This is a genomic window from Streptomyces sp. NPDC007875, from assembly GCF_042868035.1.
GTDB lineage: Bacteria > Actinomycetota > Actinomycetes > Streptomycetales > Streptomycetaceae > Streptomyces > Streptomyces antimycoticus.
The window spans coordinates 1-18,369 of the sequence record NZ_JBIADZ010000053.1; the positions used below are offsets into that span (position 1 = coordinate 1).

Below are 18,369 nucleotides of genomic sequence, written 5' to 3' on the forward strand. Positions count from 1 at the left end.
CCCCCCCCCCCCCCCCCCCCCCCCCCCCCCCCCCCCCCCCCCCCCCCCCCCCCCCCCCCCCCCCCCCCCCCCCCCCCCCCCCCCCCCCCCCCCCCGCCCCCCCCCCCCCCCCCCCCCCCCCCCCCCCCCCCCCCCCCCCCCCCCCCCCCCCCCCCCCCCCCCCCCCCCCCCCCCCCCCCCCGGGGGGGGGGGGGGGGCCCCCCCCCCCCCCCCCCCCCCCCCCCCCCCCCCCCTCCGGCTCAGCAGCTGCCAGCGCTACACGCCAGCACCATCGGCGGTGGGTGTGGCCAGCAGCTGCAGCTCCCAGGCGAGCGCGATCCCGCTACCGCCGCCGTGGTCGAAGAGAATCTGCGTGAGCGCGTCGGTCGTTGACTCGCGAGCCCAGTCGCGCTGCCATTCGCTGATCACGGCCATCCAGGTGATGGGCACCACGCCGGCCTGCTCCATGCGACGCACCGCCATGTCGTGCGTCTCGGCACTGACCCCGCCGCTGGCGTCCGTGACGACGAAGACGTCGTACCCCTCACCCAGCGCCTGGATGGCGGGCATGGCGACGCAGATCTCCGTCCACAGCCCGGCAATGATCAGCTTCTTGCGCCCCGTTCGCTCAACGACGTCGACGACGCGACGGTCTTCCCAGGTGTTGATGAACGTGCGGTTGATCGGCTTCTGGTCCGGGAAGACGTCCTGGAGGCCCTTGACGAGGTAGCCACCACGTTCTTCTATCACCGTGGTCAGCACCGTGGGGACGTCGAACGCCTTCGCGGCCTTGGCCAGGCCGACGACGTTGTTGACAATCATGGTTGGTTCGTGGCTGTTGAGATTGGAGAACTGGAAGGGCTGGTGGTCGATGAGCACCAGGACGCTTTCCTCGGGGGTAAGCAGTGCTTCGAGTCCGGCCTTTGCGATGCGTGTCACGATGGTTCCTTCTGCGTGATGGGTTGAGCGTTCGATGGTGAGAGTCAGAGCTGTTCGGGTGATGCCATCCGGTAGACGAACCGGCCGAGCCCGGACTGCGCGATTGCGAAGATCGGGCCGGCCAGGCCCTCCTGAGTGGCGGGCATGCTCAGGTCGCCCAGTCGGACCGCGTCGTAACCGGCGTCGAGACTGAGCTGCCTGACAAGGCGTTGGGCTTCGTCCTCACCGGGTCACAGGCGCCATAGAGGTTCGTGGCGTCGAGCACCGTCTTGCCCTCAAGCCCGACGACGGACGACAGAGCCACCTCTTCGGCGGTTCCCGGGACGGCCAGCAGCACCGCCTCCACGCCCCAGCCGCGTCACCTGGTGCCCGGCACGTTCCCATAGGTCGGCCAGCCCGCCGCCGATGTTGCCTCGTCCGATCACGGTGATGTTCATGCTTCTCTCCTTGCCGGGCTGATGTGCCAGGAGGCCGGTCACGTCGACCGAGACTGGATCCGACCAGGCTCGGCCAGACTCGACGGGGCAGGTGGGAACGTCTCCCGTGGCGTGAAACGACGCTACGGCGGCCATCCGGCGGGCGTCCAAGACTTGTCCGGACGCCGGGCAATAGGATTCGTCTATGGATGTCAGCCCCCGCGTCCTCCGCTACTTCATGGCCGTAGCCGAGGAACTCCACTTCGGCCGCGCAGCCATGCGTCTCTACATCTCCCAGCCGTCCCTGAGTCATCAGATCCGCAAGCTTGAGGAGACCCTCGAAACCCCGCTCTTTGTGCGTTCGAGCCGTCGGGTGCAGCTCACCGCGGCGGGCCGGACGCTGGTTCACGAGGCACCGATAGCGTTAGCTGCGCTGGAGCAAGCCGTGCAGCTCACCCGGCGGGCCGGGTCAGGGATCGCGACGACGATTCGGTTGGGCTATACGCCGGTCACGAGCTTCGACACGCTCACGGTGCTTCTGGATGCTCTCCAGGAAGACCACCCCGACTTCACGGTCGACCCTCGAGAGTTCTTCAGCGCCGAGATTCCCGAACGGCTCTGTGCCGGCGACCTGGACATCGGTCTCGCCCTCTCACCGCAGCCGCTCGACGGGGTAGGTGGCGAGATTCTCCGTGAAGAGCCCGTTTCCGCGCTCCTCAGCACTCGCCACCGCCTCGCTGCCGCACCGACGATCCCAGTGACGGTCCTCCGCGACGAGACACTGCAGCTGTTCCCTCGCCGTCTCGCACCGGTGTACTACGACGGCATCGTCGCCGCGTGCCACGAAGCAGGCTTCTCACCTAAGATTTGCGCGTTCGAGGAACCGCCGGTAAACGCCATGCTCGCCCGGCTCTCCAGCGGACGCGATGTCGGCTTGGCCCCTGCATCGTTCGCCGAGCACGCCGCGAAGGCCAGCACCAGCATCATTCGTCGCGATGTCGTCGAACCGTCGATCGTGGCAGAACTCTCGGTGCTGTGGCCCGCGAAGGATCCGTCGCCCGCCATTGCGAGCGTCCTCGCCACCGCCCGGCGATGCGCTGAACACCATGGATGGCTACGCAGCCCCATCACATAGCGCCTGAAGCTACCGCCGGCGCCTTGGTGCGCCTTGTTCGCCCAGCAGGGAATGTCCGCGTTCTCGGTGACGTAGCGGTAGACCGTGGTGGTGCCGATCTCGAACCCGGCAGCGAGTTGGGCGTAGGTGTGGCCACATCGCAGGTGGGCCAGGACCAGCAGGGCCTGCCGGCCGGCCGACAGGCGCGATCTCATTCCCAGCGCCCCGTCGGCACGCCGCGCGGCTGCGGGCCGCGCTGCGTGTGCCGGTGCGGGAGATCGCCGAGGCCATCGGCCGTCACCTGGGCGTCCCGACCGTGAGCATCCCGGCCGAGCAGGCCGCGGACCACTTCAAATTCTTCGCCCCGTTCATGACCCTCGACGTCCCGACGTCCAGCGCGCACACCCAAGAACCGCTGGGCTGGGAGCCGGTCCACCCCGGGCTCATCACCGACCTCGAGCAAGGTCACTACTTCACCACGGAATGATCTCTGCGGTCCTGCCTCACATGCGCGCCCAGCACAGCGGCACCGTAGTCAACATCACCTCGGCCCTCAGCGACTGTCTAAGCCTGGAGGCCAAGCCCTTTGGCATCGACGTCGTCGTCATCCAACCCGCGGGGACTGCGGGGCGACCTTGACGGTTTCGACGTCCTCAGCTTCGAAGACGGCGTCGAAGGACTCGGCGGATTTGCCGTCCCGGTCACGGATCACAAAGCGCAACGACTTTAGGCGCACGCCCACCTCGAGAGCGAGGTTGCGGGCCAGCTGGGCCTGAGGGGCATAGAGGCGGACGCCGGAGGACTGCCGGAGGCCGCCGGGACGCGGGACGAACTGATCGCGCTGCTGGCGGAGTCGGTCGAGCTGCTGGGCACCGAGCCGTGCGGGCTCGTCGGATTTTCCTTCGGCGCGCAGCTCGTCCAGGGGCTGTTCGTCCACCGCCCGGACCTGTGGACGCGGGCGGTGCTCGTGGCGACCCGGGGCCGACCGGACCCGGGGGCGGCGTCCTGCTCCGCGCGGAGCGCGCGCTGCGTGCGGCCGGGGCCCGACCGCCGCCGCCCTACCAGGCTTTCTTCCAGGCGGTGCTGCACCTCGGGCCTCGCACCTGGGAGCGGGAGGGCGAGATCCTGGACTGGCTGGACCTGTTCGAGGCCGGCGCGAGGGCCGGCGGCGTACCCCCGGAACCGCCTGGCGACCAGGCCGACCAGCTCGCCGGGCTGCGCGGGGTGACGGGCCCGGTCCTGGTCCTGGGCTTCCAGTACGACATCGTGGCCCCTCCCCGGCTGGGCCGCGAGGTGGCCGAGGCGCTGCCGGGGGGCCGTTACCGGGAGATCCCCGACTGCGGCCACTACGGCTGCCTGGAGCGGCCCGGCACCGCCAACGAGGCGATCGTGGGGTTCCTCAGCGCTCCGGCCCCGCGCTGAGGCGGGGCCGGGGCTGCGGTTCCCGGCTCAGCCGCCCGCCTCCGCGCCGCCCCCGGCCGCGGTCCACGACCGCCATAGCCGCGCGTACGCGCCGTTCTTCTCCAACAGCTGCTGGTGGTTGCCGAGTTCGATGATCCGTCCGGAATCCATGACGGCGATCAGATCAGCGTCCTGCACGGAGTCGAGCCGGTGCGCGATCGAGATGACCGACCGTCCGGCGAGCAGGGCGGCCATGGACCGCTCCACCTGCCGGGAGGCAGTGGGGTCCATGAAGGCCGTGGCCTCGTCGAGGACCAGGGTGTGCGGGTCGGCGAGCAGCAGCCGGGCCAGGGCGATCTGCTGGGCGGTGACGGCCGGGACGTCCGTCTCCCCGGTGGCGACCGGGGAGTCCAGCCCGTCGGGCAGGTTGCACGCCCACTCCTCCAGGCCCACGGTCCGCAGGGCGGCCCACAGTTCCTCGTCGCCCCAGGTGTCGTCGTCCGGCCCGGTCCCGCCGCCGGGGCCGGGCCGTTCCGGCAGGGTCAGGTTGTCCCGGACGCTGCCCGTGAAGACGTGGTTCTCCTGGGTGACCAGCGCGACCTCCCTGCGCAGGGTGCCGATCGACATCGCGCTCACCGGGACGTCCCCGATCTCCAGCACACCCGCCGACGGGTGGTGGACCCCTGCCAGCAGCTTGCCGAGCGTCGATTTGCCGGCTCCGGAGGTGCCGACCACGGCGATGCGTCCGCCGGGCGGGATGTCGAGGTCGATGCCGTGGAGGACTTCGCGGCCGGCGTCGTAGCCGAACCGTACGCCGCGCAGCCGGATCCGACGGCCGGTCGGTACCGCGCCGGTGTCGGACCGCTCCACGGGAAGGCGCTCCACGCCCAGGATGCGCCGGAGCGCCGCGTTGCCGACCTGGAGTTCGTCGGTCCAGGAGAGCAGTTCGACCAGGGGTCCGCTGAGGCTCTGGAGATACAGCACCATGGCGGTGATCTCAGCCAGTCCCACCCGGCCGTCGCGGTAGGCGGCGCCGCCGGCCAGCAGGGTGAGCGCCATCGGGACCATGGTGGCCAGATCCAGACTGGGGTACCAGACCGTCTGCAGTCCGGTGATCCTGCGGCGGTGGCGGACGACCCGGTCCATGGCGCTCCCGTGGTGGCCGATCCGCCGCCCGGCCAGGCCGAGCGCCTCCACGCTGGCGGCACCGCGGACCGTCTCATGGGTGCTGGTGAGCACCTCGGCCTCGTCCTTCAGCAGCTCCTCGTAGCCGCGGGTGGCGCGCGGCCGGTACCAGCGGGTGGAGAACACGGCGAACGGCAGCCCGGTGAGCAGGAGCAGGGAGAGCACGGGGGAGGTGAGGAGCATCGCGACGACGGTCAGCGTCAGGGTGACGCCCGCCATCAGGATCCTCGGCATGGCCAGCCGGATGCCCTCGTTGAGCCGGTCGACATCGGAGGTGGCGCGGCTGAGCAGGTCGCCGGTGCCGACGGACTCCACCGTGCCGAGCGGCAGCCGCATGACGCGCCGCACGAAGCTCTCCCGGGTCTGGGCGAGCACCTTCTCGCCGAGCAGGGTCGTCTGCACCTGGGCGGCCCGGGTGAGCAGTGCCTGGACGGCGAGTACGGCCACGAGTACGAGCGCGACCATGTCCACGCGCCAGGTGGTCGTGCCGCGCTGGACGGACTCGACCAGGTGGCCCAGCAGCCGGGGGCCGACGAGACCGGTGGCCAGGGCGAGCCCGAAGAGGGTCAGCATCGCGGTGATCCGGCCGGAGTTGCCGCGCACGAACGTCCAGAACCAGTGGTGCACCTCCTGCTGCCTGGCCAGCGGAAACCGGGTTCCCGGCCGCTCATCGGCGGGGGGCGCCACGGCGGCGGCATCGGTGGTCCGGGTGGTGGTCATCATGGCGTCCGCTCCCCTCCGTGGCCGTCGGCGACGGCCACCGGGGCGAGCGCGACCACCTCGTCGGCGGCGTTCGCCCACAGCGGGCTGCTGCTGAAGACGAGGGTGGTGCTCCCCGCGCGGTAGCGGGCCACCCGCCGGGCGATCAGCGCCTCGGTGGAGGCGTCGACCGCGGACGTCGGATCGTCGAGGACCAGGACGTCGGGGGCGGTGAGCAGGGCGCGGGCCAGGATCAGCCGCTGCCGCTGTCCGCCGGACAGCGAGCGGCCGCCCTCGATGACGGCGTCGTCCAGCCCGTGCGGCAGCGCCTCGACCACATCCTCCGCGGCGGCCGCGTGCAGCGCCGCACGCAACTCCTCGTCGGTACGGGCCCGGTCGCCGGCGAGTTCGGCTCGGAGCGGGCCGCTGAACAGGATGTCGGCATGGCTGCACAGGACGAGCCGGCGGCGGAGCTGCGGCAGGGCGATCCGGTCCAGCGGGACACCCGCGAGCCGGGTGCCGTCCACGGCCACCGGGGGGCCGTACCGGGTGATCCTGGCCGCAATCTGCGAACCGTGCTCGCCGCTGGTGGCCACGGCCGTGAGCCGGCCGGCCGGCGCCTCGATGCCGGTCGCCAGGTCCTCCAGCGACAGGGCACCCGACGGCAGCGTCAGCGGATCGGCCGGTGGCGGGGGTTCGGGGACCAGGCTGAGGAAGCGGCAGATCCGGCCCGCCCCGACATGGGCCTGGCTGATCGACTCCACGGCCTCCGTCGCCGTGCTCACCGGGATGACGAGGAATACCGACGCACCGTAGAACGCGACGAGTTCTCCCGGTGTGATGACATCGGAGAGGACGAGCCGGGCACCGAGCCAGGCGACGACGATGGTGACCAGGCCGGGCAGGAACACCCCGGCGGCACCGAGCCATGCCTCCAGCCGCCCGGCTGACTCCCCTGCGCGCCGCACCTCCTGGCTGACGCCGACGAAGCGCTCGGTGAACTTCCGCTCCCCGCCGATGCCGCGGAGCACACGCAGCCCCGAGCAGATGTCGCCGGCCTGCGCGGTCGCCGTGCCCAGCCGGTCGCGCTGCTCCTCGTTGCGCCGCTGCAGCGGGCGGAGCAGCGGGCCGATCCCGAGCAGGGCCGCGGGTACTCCGATGAGCACCACGACGCCCAGGACGGGCGAGGTGACAGTGAGGGCGACGGCGATCGCCACGAAGGAGACGACGGCTCCCGAGGACCGCCCGACGACCTCGAAGGCGCTGCCGATGCCGGGGATGTCGCCGGCGGCGACGGCCACCACGTCGCCGGAGCCGGAGGTGTGCCGCAACGAGCCGCCCAGCCGGGTGACCTGACGCAGCACCACCCGGTGGCTGGTGGCGACCGCGTGCATCTGGTTTCCCACCGCGGCCTGGATGAGTCCCGCGCCGGCGACGGCCTGGACCACGGCCAGCACCGCGACCACGACGACCCAGCCGGTGAGCGAGGATGCCGATCCGTCGCCGATGCCGTCGTCGATCGCGTATCCGACGATCAGCGGGAGCATGGCGAGCGGAAGCATCCACAGGGCGCCGAGGGCGGCGCTCAGCACCAGCGGCCACGGGCGGATCCGGATCAGCCACCACAGGTAGCGCCAGGCGCTGCGGTGGTCGCCTTCGGGAACGGTCGCCGGGGACTCAGCGGGCCGGAACATACCGACGGGCAAGAGAATGTCTCCCAAAAACTGTGGCGGAAGGCGAGAGCCGGGACATGCGGGTACGGCCGCGCACGACTCTGCCAGGGCACCGGTCGCACGACGACCGGCCATGTCGTTCACGCTACGGTTTGCGCCAGGATTTCGACCGCTCCGCTGGCTGGTTCCATTCGTTCGAACAGCGCTGCTTTCCCGGTTCGCACCGGCGAAAGACCCACGGCCGCGGCGCGCCGATCATCTCGGGCCTGTCCTGGGACGGGACACCAATAGCGAGGGACCGCCCGATAGCCCGTCAGGATCTGGGTGGTGCGTAGTTGCATATGCCGTAGCGGCATGTGGTTTCGTCGACGGCACCACAGCACGAAAGGCCCTGTCTGCGATGTACCCCTCCGTCACGCCTCCCCGCGAGGTCAAGATCGGTGATGCCGCCGCCTTCGCCGGGACCACCCCGCGCGCCATTCGCCACTACCACCAGATCGGTCTGCTGCCGGAGCCTGAGCGAGGTGGAGACGGACGCCGCCGCTACGGCTACGACGACATGATCCGCCTGCTGTGGATCCGCAAGATGTCCAAGGCCGGCATCAGCCTGGACGACATGCGGGCCGCCTTCGACGAAGCCCGGGACATTGAGGACGTCCTGGGCCGGCTGGAGGAGACCCTGGCCGCCCAGGAGGCCGACATCAAGCGTCAGCGCGCGGCAGTCCAGCGCGTGCGGGTCGTGGGCAGCCCACTGGGCTTGCTCTCCTCATTGGTCACGGACCGGCTCAGCCACCTGCCTTCTGGTGCACTGCGCCCCTCCGACCTGGACGCCCTGCTGGTCACGGAACGGATCTTCGGACCGCTGGGAGCCGCAATTCAGGCCAGCGTGTTCATCACCCTGGCCACCCACCCCGACCTACGGGCCGAGGCAGACCGCCTCGACGCGGCCGACGCCGCCCTCGATGACACCGTCGACCCCCACGACCCGCAGGTCGAGGAACTCGCCGCGCAGCACTGCGCCCACCACAAGGCCCTGCTCCAGGCCATTGAAGCGGCCGGACTGGACGCGGCCGAGGAGAAGCTCTTCGAGATCTACGACGCCGAGGCGAGCGGCGAGGAGGACGCCCAGATGAGCGCCTTCGAAGCGGTCACCAAGATGCCCTACGGCTTCTCCGCGGCCCGGACGCGGTGCATGGAACTCACGGCACAGCTCCTTGACGGGGACCTCTCCGCAGGCAGCTGATCGCTGGTGTGGCCGTGCGTGCGGATCCCGGATTGGCCACCGACACGAAGCCGGCATCTCGACGTCTCGACACGGCCCGCACACTCCACTAGCGGGAGACCCAAGCCGACGACCCGGGCCACGCTCCTGCGGTCGATCGCGTGGCGCCGACGAGGGTCGTAGGGCGAGAGGTAGATCGCTTCGTGCGATATCTGCGGGGAGTCGTCCCCGGGGAACTGACGTCGCAGCCATCCTGCGATCTGTTCAGGCGACCAGCACAGAGCCGGCTTGGCCTCCACCAGGGCGCGCAGAGCGGGCCGTTGGGCGAGCTTGGCCTGCTTGGGCCGGCGCCCACGTGCGGAGGCGGCCGCGTCGGCGGACGCGGCACGGTAGCGGTCCCGGCCGCCATTGCGGGTGATCTCGCGGGAGACGGTCGAAGGTGATCTGCCCAGTCGCCGGGCCAACTGCCGGGCAGATTCTCCGGCGGGGATGCCGCGGGATATCTCCTCGCGCTCGCTGCCGGTCAGATGCCGCTCTGATCGCGTCTGCGGGGTGAGGCGGACGCCGCCGCTCTGGTACAGGAACCGGCGGGCGCGGTGCATCGGCGCCCCGAGCGCCCGCCCGAAAGCTGAACGACTGCCCCGCATGCCAGCGTCTCCAGATCTCATCCAAGGCCCGTTCGAGCCGAACCGCAGTGAGATCGGTTGCCGAGCTCCGCAGGCGGGATCACCCCGCGGTGGGCATCGCGCGACCGGAGCGCTCGGCTTTCGCGTACTGGTCCAGCAGCTTGTTGTACGTAGTGGACGGGAGTGCCAAGCCACTTTGGCGCAGGGCGTCCCGGAAGGCTCGGGTGGCCTCGGTGACGTGGTGGCCGGGGCCCAGGACGCGCAGGCAGTCATCGAAGAGCGCGGCGAAGGCGACGAGGCCGTCGACCGAGGCGCGGTCGCGCCGGGCCCGCGCCTCGGCCAGGCAGCCGCGGATCATCAGCGAGCCGAAGTGGTCGGGGCCCACGATCCGCAGGGCCACCGGCATCAGGTCCTCATACGCAGTGACCGACCCGGCGAAGTCTTCGCTGTCCGCGAGCAACTCGGCGTAGGTGGCGCGGACGGGAAGGGGCTCGACATGGTCGGGCGGCATGAGCCGCTGGTAGTCGCGGAGCAGTTCGCGACACTGCTCGGCCGCCCCGGCTGGGTCGCCCGCCTCCGCGCGGCAGCCGAGCAGGCTGCGGCGCATGTCGAGCGTACGGGGATGGTCGGGGCCCAGGGCGCGCGTATAGTCCGCGATCAACTCTTGATAGACCGGGATCATCGTGTCCGCCTCCGCGTCGTCGGAGCGGCAGTCGGCAAGGTCACTGCGCAGCCGGAGGGTGTCCGGGTGGTCCAGGGGTGGCCGCCGAGTGCTGGAGGTCGCGGAACCGGGTGCGGCGGAGCCTGGCCTGGCGGAGCAGAGTGTTGAAGTGCCGGGTGAGGGCGGCCCCTTCGATCGGAGGGCCTCGCGGCGCATGGTGGCGATGACACGTTCGCAGTGCGTGCTCATCCGTGGGGACCGTGGCGCGGTCGCGCTTCCGGTTATGGGTTGTCCTGTGACATCGAAGTTTGCGCGCGTGCCATCGAAGGTTGGGCCGGCGGCATAACAACTGGTCAACGGGACGTGATCCATGCGACCACCGCAGTTCCTGCTGCCGTCACGAAGCCGAGCACCGCTACGCCAAGGTCATCTGTTATCATGCCCGCCATGGCCGCGTCCGTACGGGGGATCGTCACGCCGCTCATTGCCGAACATGTTCCGCATGAACGGGAGTTGCTCGAATATTTGCGGCCACTCGACGACGACGGCATCACTCGGCTGTTCACCCGGCCCGATAGCGACGAGCTGCTCGGCTTCGGCGTGGCGGAAGTCGCCAGCCTGATCACCCCCGTCGTATGGCTGGTGGTGAACGAGTTCGTCACCCGGGGAGCAGGCGTCGCGGCGGACGGCTTCTTCGCCCGTATCCGGGCACGCTTCTCCCGGACTCCCGCCCGTGGCACAGGTGTTGCCGCCGACCCGGTGCCGCTGACCCCCGAGCAGCAGAAGGCGGTCTACCAGCGGGTCTACGACGAGGCGTGCCTGCGGGGCCTCGAGGAGGCGGCCGCGAAGCAGCTCGGGGAAGCCGTCGTCGCCCGGCTGGCCATGGGGCCGTCCGGGCAATGACGACGGCGCAGTCACGAGCGCTCACCGCGCGAGCGACCACCCGGCGGATGCTGATGCTGGTCACGGTGCTACTCGCGTCCGGAACCGCGCTCATCGGCGAAGCGGTGCTCACGTATCACTCCGCGACCTCGCTCCCGCACTGTGCCTCCGCAGCCGGCATGGATCTCCAAGGGCCGAAGTGGCGCACCGAGTTGGGGTTGCGTTTCCACCAGGAGCTGGTCGCCTGCCGGGCGGACGGTGCTCGGACCGCGCTGTACGCGACCGTACTGTGCACCGCAGGCGTCGCGGTGGCGGCCGTGCTGCTGTCCCGGTGGCTGCCGCGGTGGCGGCAGCGCAAGGACCGGCTCCCGGAGCTGTATTCCGCGCAGCGGATCGTGGCAGCCGTCGAGCGCGGCAGCGGGAACGACGAGCGGTTGGCGCATCTGGTCCGGCTGGTGCAGCGTGCCGATCTGCCCCGGGACCGGTTGCCCGGTTTCGTGTGCAATCCCCGGGCGCTGTCCGCCGGCGCGGTGACTTTCGGCAGCGTCGGCCGCTACACCGTCTGCCTGAACGTGGGGCTGCTGCCCAAACGGACGACCAAGGACAGGTCGCATTTCGACGCGGTCGTGCTGCATGAGCTTGCCCATGTGCGTAACCGGGACGTCGACCTGGCCTATCTCGCCATCGCGCTGTGGCGGGTCTTTTTGATCGCCGTGCTGCTGCCCTGCCTGGCCCTGAACGCGGCCCTGGTGCTCCACGACCGCTTTCAGGGCGCCGAGCGGGCGTACTGGGACGGATACGAGCCCGGAGCGAAGACCGCGCTGCTCGCGGTGGTGCTCACCGCGCTGGTCTACGTGGCCAGGGCCGACATCCTGCGCCATCGTGAGCTGGTCGCCGACCGAGATGCCGTATTCGAGTTCGGAAGCGACCGGGAGGTGTGGAGAAAGCAGGCGGAATCGCGGTCAGCCGCGCCGCCCCGGCTTCGGCTCCCCCGCTTTCTGCGCAACCACCCGACCTGGAGTGAGCGCCTGGCCGAAATCGACAACCCCCGCTCCGAGGACAAGGGCGGCACGAAGCTGCAGATCGCGGTCTTCCTCGTCGCGTACGTGACCATCATTTACTCGGTGATCTCCTGGCTCAAGCTCGACGCGGTCCCGGCGCAGACGGTGATCTATCTCGCGTACCTTCTGGGGCCGCTCATCATCGCCACCGGCTTTGCGGTATTCCCGCGCCGCAAGGCGCGGAGTGCGGACGAGGCGAGTGCGGCCCGCGCCTGGATGTACGGTGTCATCTGGCTGATCAGCGCCTTCGCGATGAACCCGTTCGCGAATTGGGCGCAGGCGGAGGATGACTGGGTGACGCAGGCAAGTGCCCATCTGCGCGAGATGTCCGACGAGATGAACGAGTGGCGCGACGGACCCGCGGTGAGCGCCGCAGTCAAGGACCGGGCCGTCGGCTGGTACGAGCGGGGAGGCTCTGCGGTGCTCGGCCGGTTCGACAAATACCTTCCGGATGGGGTCGCGGGATCCGATGCCGCCGGCGCCCGCTGTGCCGCCTTGGGGGCGACGGTGAGCGACGCGCTGGAACTGCCGGTCTTTCCGGACTCCGGCGCGGGCGGAAAGGCATGGAAGCGGCTGCTCACGTCGACGGCCGAGGCCCAGGCCCTGCAGTGCCGCTCCGGCTACGACCTGGATGCGCCCAGCGAAGACGCCATGGTCAGCCTGCGCTATGGGCGGGCCAGAACAGCGCTAAGGCAGCTCTTGCCACACTGATTCACGCAGAAAAGGGGCAATTCTTCACAAGCGGCTGAGTCCTCACACACTGCGTCTGCCGAACAACTGGCCCCGCGGCACTGCCTTGCCGGGAACCTTATCCGTGCAGGTCACGCCGCACGTTGATATTCGCGGAGGATGCCGCCGAGGCGATCATGTCTTGAGCAGGCCCGATTCGGCGGGCCACTTCACAACGAGGAGGTGTCAATCACTTACTGCCGCGGAGAGCGCTGCCGGACTCGAGGGTTTGGATGTCGACTCACGGGTCACCTCCGTCTGCGCGGCAGATCCGAACCAGCAGGTCAGTCCGGGTGACATATTCCCGGCACCCACAAGGTCGCCGCTCAGTTCGCCGAGCGGATCGAGAGCTGTGTCGCGCCACTGCCCGAAGCCGACCGGAAGCGGCAGTCACAGCTGGCGACCCGGATCGTGACCGCGGACGCCCATGACCGCGGCATCGACCTGCGCACCAAACCCCGCTGACCGGACTCCGTCAGAGGGAGCTACGCGGCACCGTCACCACGTGCTTGCCCACGACGCCGCCGCGCTCGAACGCCTCATGCGCCGCGGCGATGTCAGCGAGCGGGTACACGCTGTCGATCACCGGGCGCAGCGAGCCCGACGTGACCTGGTCGGCCACATCGCGCAGCACGGGGGATTCGGGGTTGGCGCTGAAGGTGCGGATGCGGCGGGAGCCGTGCACGCTCGACGCGGCGATGGCGGCAATGGCTGACGGGGATAGTCCGACGGTGACCATCCGGCCGCCCTTGGCCAACCGGCGGCGGTAGCAGTGCAGTTTTGTGCCGACGGTGTCGACGATGACGTCGAACGGCCCGATCTGGTCCGAGGTGGTGGAACCGTAGTCCAGGACCTCGTCGGCGCCGAGGTCGGTGAGGAGCTCAGCGTGCCGGTCGCGGGCCAGCGCGGTCACATGGCCCCCCATGGCGTGCGCCAACTGCACGGCGGCTGTGCCGACTCCGCCGGCCGCGCCCCGCACCAGGACCCGTTCCCCGCTCGTGAGGTGCACGCTGTCGCGCAGCGCGATCAGCGCCGTGGCGCCCGTGACGACCAGGGAGGCCGCCTCGACCGACGAGAGGTCGGCCGGGGCATGCGAGATACGGTCCGTGGAGACCACGACGTACTCGGCCGCCCCGGCGATGGAGTGCCGCCGCCGGGGATGTACCGTGCCCCACACCCGGTCCCCGGCCCGGTAGCCCTCGACACCGGCGCCGGTCGCGGCGACGGTGCCCGCGAAGTCCAGGCCCACACCGATCGGGAACCGGCGTCCCGACACCATCTTCAACTCCCCCGCGCGGACGATCACGTCGTGTCCGTTCACGCTGGACGCCTCGACCGACACCAGAACCTCACCCGCGCCGGGAGCGGGACGATCCACGTCATTGATCCGCAGTACGTCCGCCGTACCGAAGCTCATGATCTGAACGGCCTTCATGTCGCTGTCCTTCCGTGACCTGCTGTGGTGCATCCGATGCTGGACCCCGCATGCGGCATCACGGTCGTTCGCCTTTTCCTGGGTCTGGCAGACCCACCCTCGCGGGCCGCGCCGACGGCATACTGGCGCTGTGACCGACTCCGTCCAGGCCATGAGCGACGATCCCCGACGCGAACTCGCCGACTTCCTGCGCACCCGCCGAACTCGGCTGCGCCCACAGGACGTCGGCCTGGAACCCGGCCCGCGGCGGCGCGTCGCCGGACTGCGGCGGGAGGAGCTGGCCCTGTTGGCCGGGGTGAGCTCGGACTACTACCAGCGGATGGAGCAGGGACGCGACGTACGCCCCTCCGAACAGGTCCTGGACGCCCTCGCGCGCGCCCTCAACTTCTCCGCCGAGGAGACCCGGCACCTGCACAGTCTCGCCGCCGCCGCGCGCACCCCGGCCCGCCTGCCGCGTTCGTACGAGCCGGAGGAGGTACCGGACACCACGCTGCGACTGCTGCGCGGCATGACGTCGCCCGCTCTGGTCGTCGGCCGTTTCCTGGACGTGCTGGCCTGGAACCCGCTCGGCGGTGCCCTGTTGGGGGCGTTCACCCGGCAGCCGCAGAGGGAGCGGAACCTGCTGGCGCTGTTTCTGCACCCTGAGGCCGACCGGGCGTGCCCGAATCGGGCGGCCACCGTCGCGGAGCTGATCGGGATGCTGCGGACGCAGGTCGCCGCCGATCCGGGACATCTGCGCGCCGTGGAACTGGTCGGTGAACTCGCGGTCCACAGCGACGAGTTCGCGGCCCTGTGGGCCCTCCATGACGTGGAGGAACCGACCCGCGGCCAAATGCGCCTCAACCACCCCCAGGTCGGCGAACTGAAGCTGGACTGGGACGCCTACCCGATACCGGGCAACCCCGGTCCCGCCCTCATGGTCTGCACCGCCGCCGAAGGCAGTCCCGACGCCGAACGGCTCCACCTGCTCGCCGGCCGAGGACTACCAGAGCAGAAGAAGCTGGGTAGTTGCCCGTGAACGACGTGTCCAGCCCCGCTGCCGCACCGGATGACGCCGGCGAAGTGCTGTCCGGGCTTGTGACTGACCTCGCCGAGCAGTTGGGAGGGCAGCCCTCGCTCGCGGAGCCGCTGGAGGTCTTCGGCTGGTCGGTGGCCGCCGAGGACGATGTCCTGGCGGGTGGTTTCCCGGTGCCGCCGAAGTTGAGGGCGCAGGTGAGGGCAATCGGCGGTACGAAAGCGAACGGCCCGCCCGGATCGGCGAGCTCAACGACTCGGCGTTCGTGGACGCCTCGGCCTTCCTGTCCCTGCTGGCCGAGCAAGCGGCCGCCCGGACCGGCGAGCCAGTCTCGCCGGCGGTGCTCCTCCAAGGACAACCGCCACGGTCGGCCACGCTGAATGTCACCACCACGACGCCGCACCAGCGCCACCAACCTGGAGAAGTGCACCTCGGTCGAACCCGTGGCCGTCCGGGACCTCTGCGTCGTCGGGAGTGGTCCCACCGGCGGGCGACGAGCTTGCGGTGCCAGGTCAGCAGCGTGCTCGGTGTGACCGGGAAGATCTTGGACCAGCGGCGGCGGGGGATCAGCGAGGACAGGGCTGCGAACCAGAGACGGTCCGCCGGCTCGTACCGTACCCGCCCCTGCAGCTGGCGTCGTAGTAGCACAGCGTTTTCGTGCCGGAGGACGAGAAGCTCAGCCTCCTTCGAGGTGTCCTGCCGTAGGAGCACTGCTGGGACAGAGAGAAGACGTCGAGTCATCCGGTAGAGAGGCGACTCGACCATCCAACTAGGATCGCAGTGCTTCGCGGAGGCGGTGCCCTTTTGACCAGCAGCGACGATTATTCGAGCCCGACACGAACGTTTCGTCTCCGGCGGCCTGTTCGGCCCCCTCAGGCCGGAAGCCGACGCGGAAGGGGTACGGCTCAGTGTGCCCAGGCCCAGTCGGCGACCTCGGGCAGGTCGGTACCGTGCTCGCGGATCCACTCGTGGTGCCGGTAGCGGGTGTCGGTCATGAGCTGTCGTACGCCGGCGGCGCGTACGCCGAGACCGGGCACGCGGTCGATGACGTCCATGACCAGGCGGTAGCGGTCGAGATCGTTGCGGACAACCATGTCGAAGGGGGTCGTGGTGGTCCCTTCCTCCTTGTAGCCGCGGACATGCAGATGAGGGTGGTTGGCCCGGCGGTAGGTCAGCCGGTGGATGAGCCACGGGTAGCCGTGGTAGGCGAAGATCACCGGCTTGTCGTGGGGGAACAGCGCGTCGTATTCCCTGTCCGGCATGGCGTGCGGGTGTTCCGCCTCGGGCTGCAGCCGTGCGAGGTCGACGACGTTGACCACCCGCACCACGAGATCGGGCAGGTGCAGCCGCAGCAGCTGCGCGGCGGCCAGCACCTCCTGGGTGGGCACGTCACCGGCGCAGGCCAGCACCACATCGGGGCCGCCGTCCCCGCGGTCGTTGCCCGCCCACTCCCAGATGCCCGCTCCCCGGGCACAGTGGGCCCGGGCGGAGTCGAGGTCGAGCCAGTCGAAACACGGCTGCTTACCGGCCACCACGACGTTGACGTAGTCGCGGCTGCGCAGGACGTGGTCGGCCACGGCGAGCAGGGTGTTGGCGTCCGGCGGCAGGTAGACCCGCACGACCTCGGGGCTCTTGTTGAGGACGTGGTCGACGAAGCCGGGGTCCTGATGGGAGAAGCCGTTGTGGTCCTGCCGCCACACATGCGAGGTGAGCAGGTAGTTCAGCGACGGGATCGGGGCGCGCCAGGGCAGTCGCCGGGAGGTGCGCAGCCACTTGATGTGCTGGTTTGCCATGGAGTCGACGATGTGGACGAACGCCTCGTAGCAGGAGAACAGGCCATGGCGCCCGGTGAGGAGGTAGCCCTCCAGCCAGCCCTGACAGGTGTGTTCGGAGAGGATCTCCATCACCCGGCCGCCCCGGGAGAGATGTTCGTCGGTGGGCAGCACCTCGGCCTCCCATGCCTTGGACGTGGCCCGGTAGACCGCCTGCAGCCGGTTGGAGGCCGTCTCGTCCGGGCCGACCAAGCGGAAGTCACGGCGTTCGGCGGTGGTTTCCATCACTTCCTCCAGGAGATCGCCCAGTACCCGGGTGGGTTCATGGAGCCCGGCCCCCGGCTTGTCGACCACGACGGCGTACTTCTCCAGGGGCGGGATCGGCAGTTCGCGCGTCAGCAGGCCCCCGTTGGCCCGCGGATTGGCCCCTAGACGGCGCTCGCCGTCCGGCACACAGGCCAGGACCGGCTCGCGGGGACAGCCGTGTTCGTCGAACAGCTCGGCCGGCCGGTAGGACCGCAGCCACCGCTCCAGCTGGCGCAGATGATCCGGATGAGTGCGGACCTCGGCCAAGGGCACCTGGTGGGCCCGCCAGGTGCCCTCCACCGGGAGTCCGTCCACCTCGGCCGGTCCGGTCCAGCCCTTGGGAGTGCGCAGCACGATCATCGGCCATCGCGGGCGCTCGGTGACGCCTTCCTCGCGGGCGGTGCGCTGCAGGAGGGTGATGTGGTCGAGGGCCGTGTCCATTGCCGCGGCCATCTCCCGGTGGACCGCCGGCGGATCGTCACCGGTGACGTGGAGCGGGTGGTGGCCCAGCCCGCGCAGGAGTTCGTCGAGCTCTTCCTCGGGAATGCGGGACAGCACCGTGGGATTGGCGATCTTGTAGCCGTTCAGATGCAGGATCGGCAGGACGGCGCCGTCGTGGACCGGGTCGAGGAACTTGTTGGAGTGCCAGGCCGTGGCCAGCGGACCGGTCTCCGCCTCCCCGTCACCGACGACGCAGACCACGACCAGACCGGGATTGTCCAGAGCGGCGCCATAGGCGTGGGCGAGGGAGTAGCCCAGCTCGCCGCCCTCGTGGATCGAGCCGGGGGTCTGCGGGGCCACATGGCTGGGAATGCCGCCGGGGAAGGAGAACTGCCTGAAGAGCCGGCCCATGCCCGCCTGATCGCGGGTGACGTCGGGATAGGTGTCGGTGTAGCTGCCTTCCAGCCAGGAGTTGGCGACGACCGCGGGCCCGCCGTGCCCCGGGCCCCAGACGCACATCGCATCCAGACCCCGCGCCTTGATCACTCGGTTGAGGTGGGTGTAGACGAGGTTCAGCCCTGGGGAGGTGCCCCAGTGGCCCAGCAGACGGGGCTTGATGTGCTCAGGACGCAGCGGCTCGGTCAGCAGCGGATTGGCCATGAGATAGATCTGCCCGGCTGACAGGTAGTTCGCCGCTCTCCAGTGCGCGTCCAGAGCCACCAGCTCCTCTTCGTTCAGCGGGGTGGGGGTCGCGGCGCCGGTGTTCGCACCGGATGTGCGCTGGCCGTCCTGGAGCATGATGAGCCTTTCTTT

At 70.2% G+C, this 18,369-nt stretch carries 16 protein-coding genes and 1 pseudogene; 7 read left to right on the forward strand and 10 right to left on the reverse strand.

Annotated features, from left to right (window positions below; translation table 11 throughout):
* Nucleotides 1-255: 255 nt before the first annotated feature.
* Both ACFYOY_RS47040 and ACFYOY_RS47045 read right to left on the reverse strand, forming a co-directional pair.
* A complete protein-coding gene (locus tag ACFYOY_RS47040; RefSeq protein ID WP_388594152.1) occupies nucleotides 256-918 on the reverse strand; it encodes a hydrolase in 663 nt (220 codons plus the stop codon).
* 148 nt (nucleotides 919-1,066) lie between these two features.
* Nucleotides 1,067-1,264, reverse strand: coding sequence for a hypothetical protein (locus tag ACFYOY_RS47045; RefSeq protein WP_388594155.1), 198 nt, complete (start codon nucleotides 1,262-1,264; stop codon nucleotides 1,067-1,069).
* A gap of 275 nt (nucleotides 1,265-1,539) precedes the next feature.
* Between ACFYOY_RS47045 and ACFYOY_RS47050 the strand changes: the two genes are divergently transcribed.
* The gene (locus ACFYOY_RS47050) at nucleotides 1,540-2,469 is read left to right on the forward strand and encodes a LysR substrate-binding domain-containing protein (RefSeq protein ID WP_351905020.1); all 930 of its coding nucleotides are present in this window, start codon (nucleotides 1,540-1,542) and stop codon (nucleotides 2,467-2,469) included.
* A 50-nt stretch (nucleotides 2,470-2,519) separates the two neighbouring features.
* Here ACFYOY_RS47050 and ACFYOY_RS47055 read toward each other — a convergent pair.
* A pseudogene (locus tag ACFYOY_RS47055) lies at nucleotides 2,520-2,654 on the reverse strand (transposase family protein); the annotation flags it as partial.
* Nucleotides 2,655-2,716: 62 nt separating this feature from the next.
* On the opposite strand from ACFYOY_RS47055, the gene ACFYOY_RS47060 reads away from it, so the two are divergent.
* Nucleotides 2,717-2,935 carry a hypothetical protein gene (locus ACFYOY_RS47060; RefSeq protein ID WP_351905017.1) on the forward strand — a complete coding sequence of 73 codons (219 nt, stop codon included), beginning with the start codon at nucleotides 2,717-2,719 and terminating at the stop codon, nucleotides 2,933-2,935.
* A 117-nt stretch (nucleotides 2,936-3,052) separates the two neighbouring features.
* Here the strand turns inward: ACFYOY_RS47060 and ACFYOY_RS47065 are convergent, their stop codons facing one another.
* Nucleotides 3,053-3,385 carry a hypothetical protein gene (locus ACFYOY_RS47065; RefSeq protein WP_388594158.1) on the reverse strand — a complete coding sequence of 111 codons (333 nt, stop codon included), beginning with the start codon at nucleotides 3,383-3,385 and terminating at the stop codon, nucleotides 3,053-3,055.
* Between the two features lie 11 nt (nucleotides 3,386-3,396).
* Here ACFYOY_RS47065 and ACFYOY_RS47070 point away from each other — a divergent pair, with 11 nt between their 5' ends.
* Nucleotides 3,397-3,870, forward strand: coding sequence for an alpha/beta fold hydrolase (locus ACFYOY_RS47070; protein WP_388594161.1), 474 nt, complete (start codon nucleotides 3,397-3,399; stop codon nucleotides 3,868-3,870).
* 27 nt (nucleotides 3,871-3,897) lie between these two features.
* Here ACFYOY_RS47070 and ACFYOY_RS47075 read toward each other — a convergent pair whose 3' ends face one another.
* Together ACFYOY_RS47075 and ACFYOY_RS47080 are read right to left on the reverse strand one after the other, a co-directional pair.
* Nucleotides 3,898-5,757, reverse strand: coding sequence for an ABC transporter ATP-binding protein (locus tag ACFYOY_RS47075; protein ID WP_351905008.1), 1,860 nt, complete (start codon nucleotides 5,755-5,757; stop codon nucleotides 3,898-3,900).
* A complete protein-coding gene (locus tag ACFYOY_RS47080; protein WP_388594163.1) occupies nucleotides 5,754-7,439 on the reverse strand; it encodes an ABC transporter transmembrane domain-containing protein in 1,686 nt (561 codons plus the stop codon). The genes ACFYOY_RS47075 and ACFYOY_RS47080 overlap by 4 nt, the downstream gene beginning before the upstream one ends.
* A 367-nt stretch (nucleotides 7,440-7,806) precedes the next feature.
* On the opposite strand from ACFYOY_RS47080, the gene ACFYOY_RS47085 reads away from it, so the two are divergent.
* Nucleotides 7,807-8,649 (forward strand): MerR family transcriptional regulator, encoded by an 843-nt coding sequence (locus tag ACFYOY_RS47085; protein WP_351905002.1) that lies wholly within the window; start codon nucleotides 7,807-7,809, stop codon nucleotides 8,647-8,649.
* Here the strand turns inward: ACFYOY_RS47085 and ACFYOY_RS47090 are convergent.
* A complete protein-coding gene (locus ACFYOY_RS47090) occupies nucleotides 8,568-9,296 on the reverse strand; it encodes a transposase (protein WP_388594167.1) in 729 nt (242 codons plus the stop codon). The two genes, ACFYOY_RS47085 and ACFYOY_RS47090, sit on opposite strands and share 82 nt — an antisense overlap.
* 58 nt (nucleotides 9,297-9,354) lie before the next feature.
* A complete protein-coding gene (locus tag ACFYOY_RS47095) occupies nucleotides 9,355-10,164 on the reverse strand; it encodes a hypothetical protein (RefSeq protein WP_388594169.1) in 810 nt (269 codons plus the stop codon).
* Nucleotides 10,165-10,362: 198 nt separating this feature from the next.
* Between ACFYOY_RS47095 and ACFYOY_RS47100 the strand changes: the two genes are divergently transcribed.
* Entirely contained in the window at nucleotides 10,363-10,818 is a 456-nt protein-coding gene (locus ACFYOY_RS47100; protein WP_351904996.1) for a hypothetical protein, read from the forward strand.
* Between the two features lie 287 nt (nucleotides 10,819-11,105).
* Nucleotides 11,106-12,569, forward strand: a complete 1,464-nt coding sequence (locus ACFYOY_RS47105; protein WP_351904993.1) for a M48 family metalloprotease — start codon at nucleotides 11,106-11,108, stop codon at nucleotides 12,567-12,569.
* 493 nt (nucleotides 12,570-13,062) lie between these two features.
* Here ACFYOY_RS47105 and ACFYOY_RS47110 read toward each other — a convergent pair whose 3' ends face one another.
* Entirely contained in the window at nucleotides 13,063-14,022 is a 960-nt protein-coding gene (locus ACFYOY_RS47110; RefSeq protein WP_388594172.1) for an NADP-dependent oxidoreductase, read from the reverse strand.
* Between the two features lie 151 nt (nucleotides 14,023-14,173).
* Here ACFYOY_RS47110 and ACFYOY_RS47115 point away from each other — a divergent pair, with 151 nt between their 5' ends.
* Complete coding sequence (locus ACFYOY_RS47115; RefSeq protein WP_351905029.1) at nucleotides 14,174-15,040, forward strand: helix-turn-helix transcriptional regulator; 867 nt, start codon at nucleotides 14,174-14,176, stop codon at nucleotides 15,038-15,040.
* A 902-nt stretch (nucleotides 15,041-15,942) separates the two neighbouring features.
* On the opposite strand, the gene ACFYOY_RS47120 is transcribed toward ACFYOY_RS47115, so the two are convergent.
* The gene (locus ACFYOY_RS47120) at nucleotides 15,943-18,354 is read right to left on the reverse strand and encodes a phosphoketolase family protein (protein ID WP_351904987.1); all 2,412 of its coding nucleotides are present in this window, start codon (nucleotides 18,352-18,354) and stop codon (nucleotides 15,943-15,945) included.
* Nucleotides 18,355-18,369 lie beyond the last annotated feature (15 nt).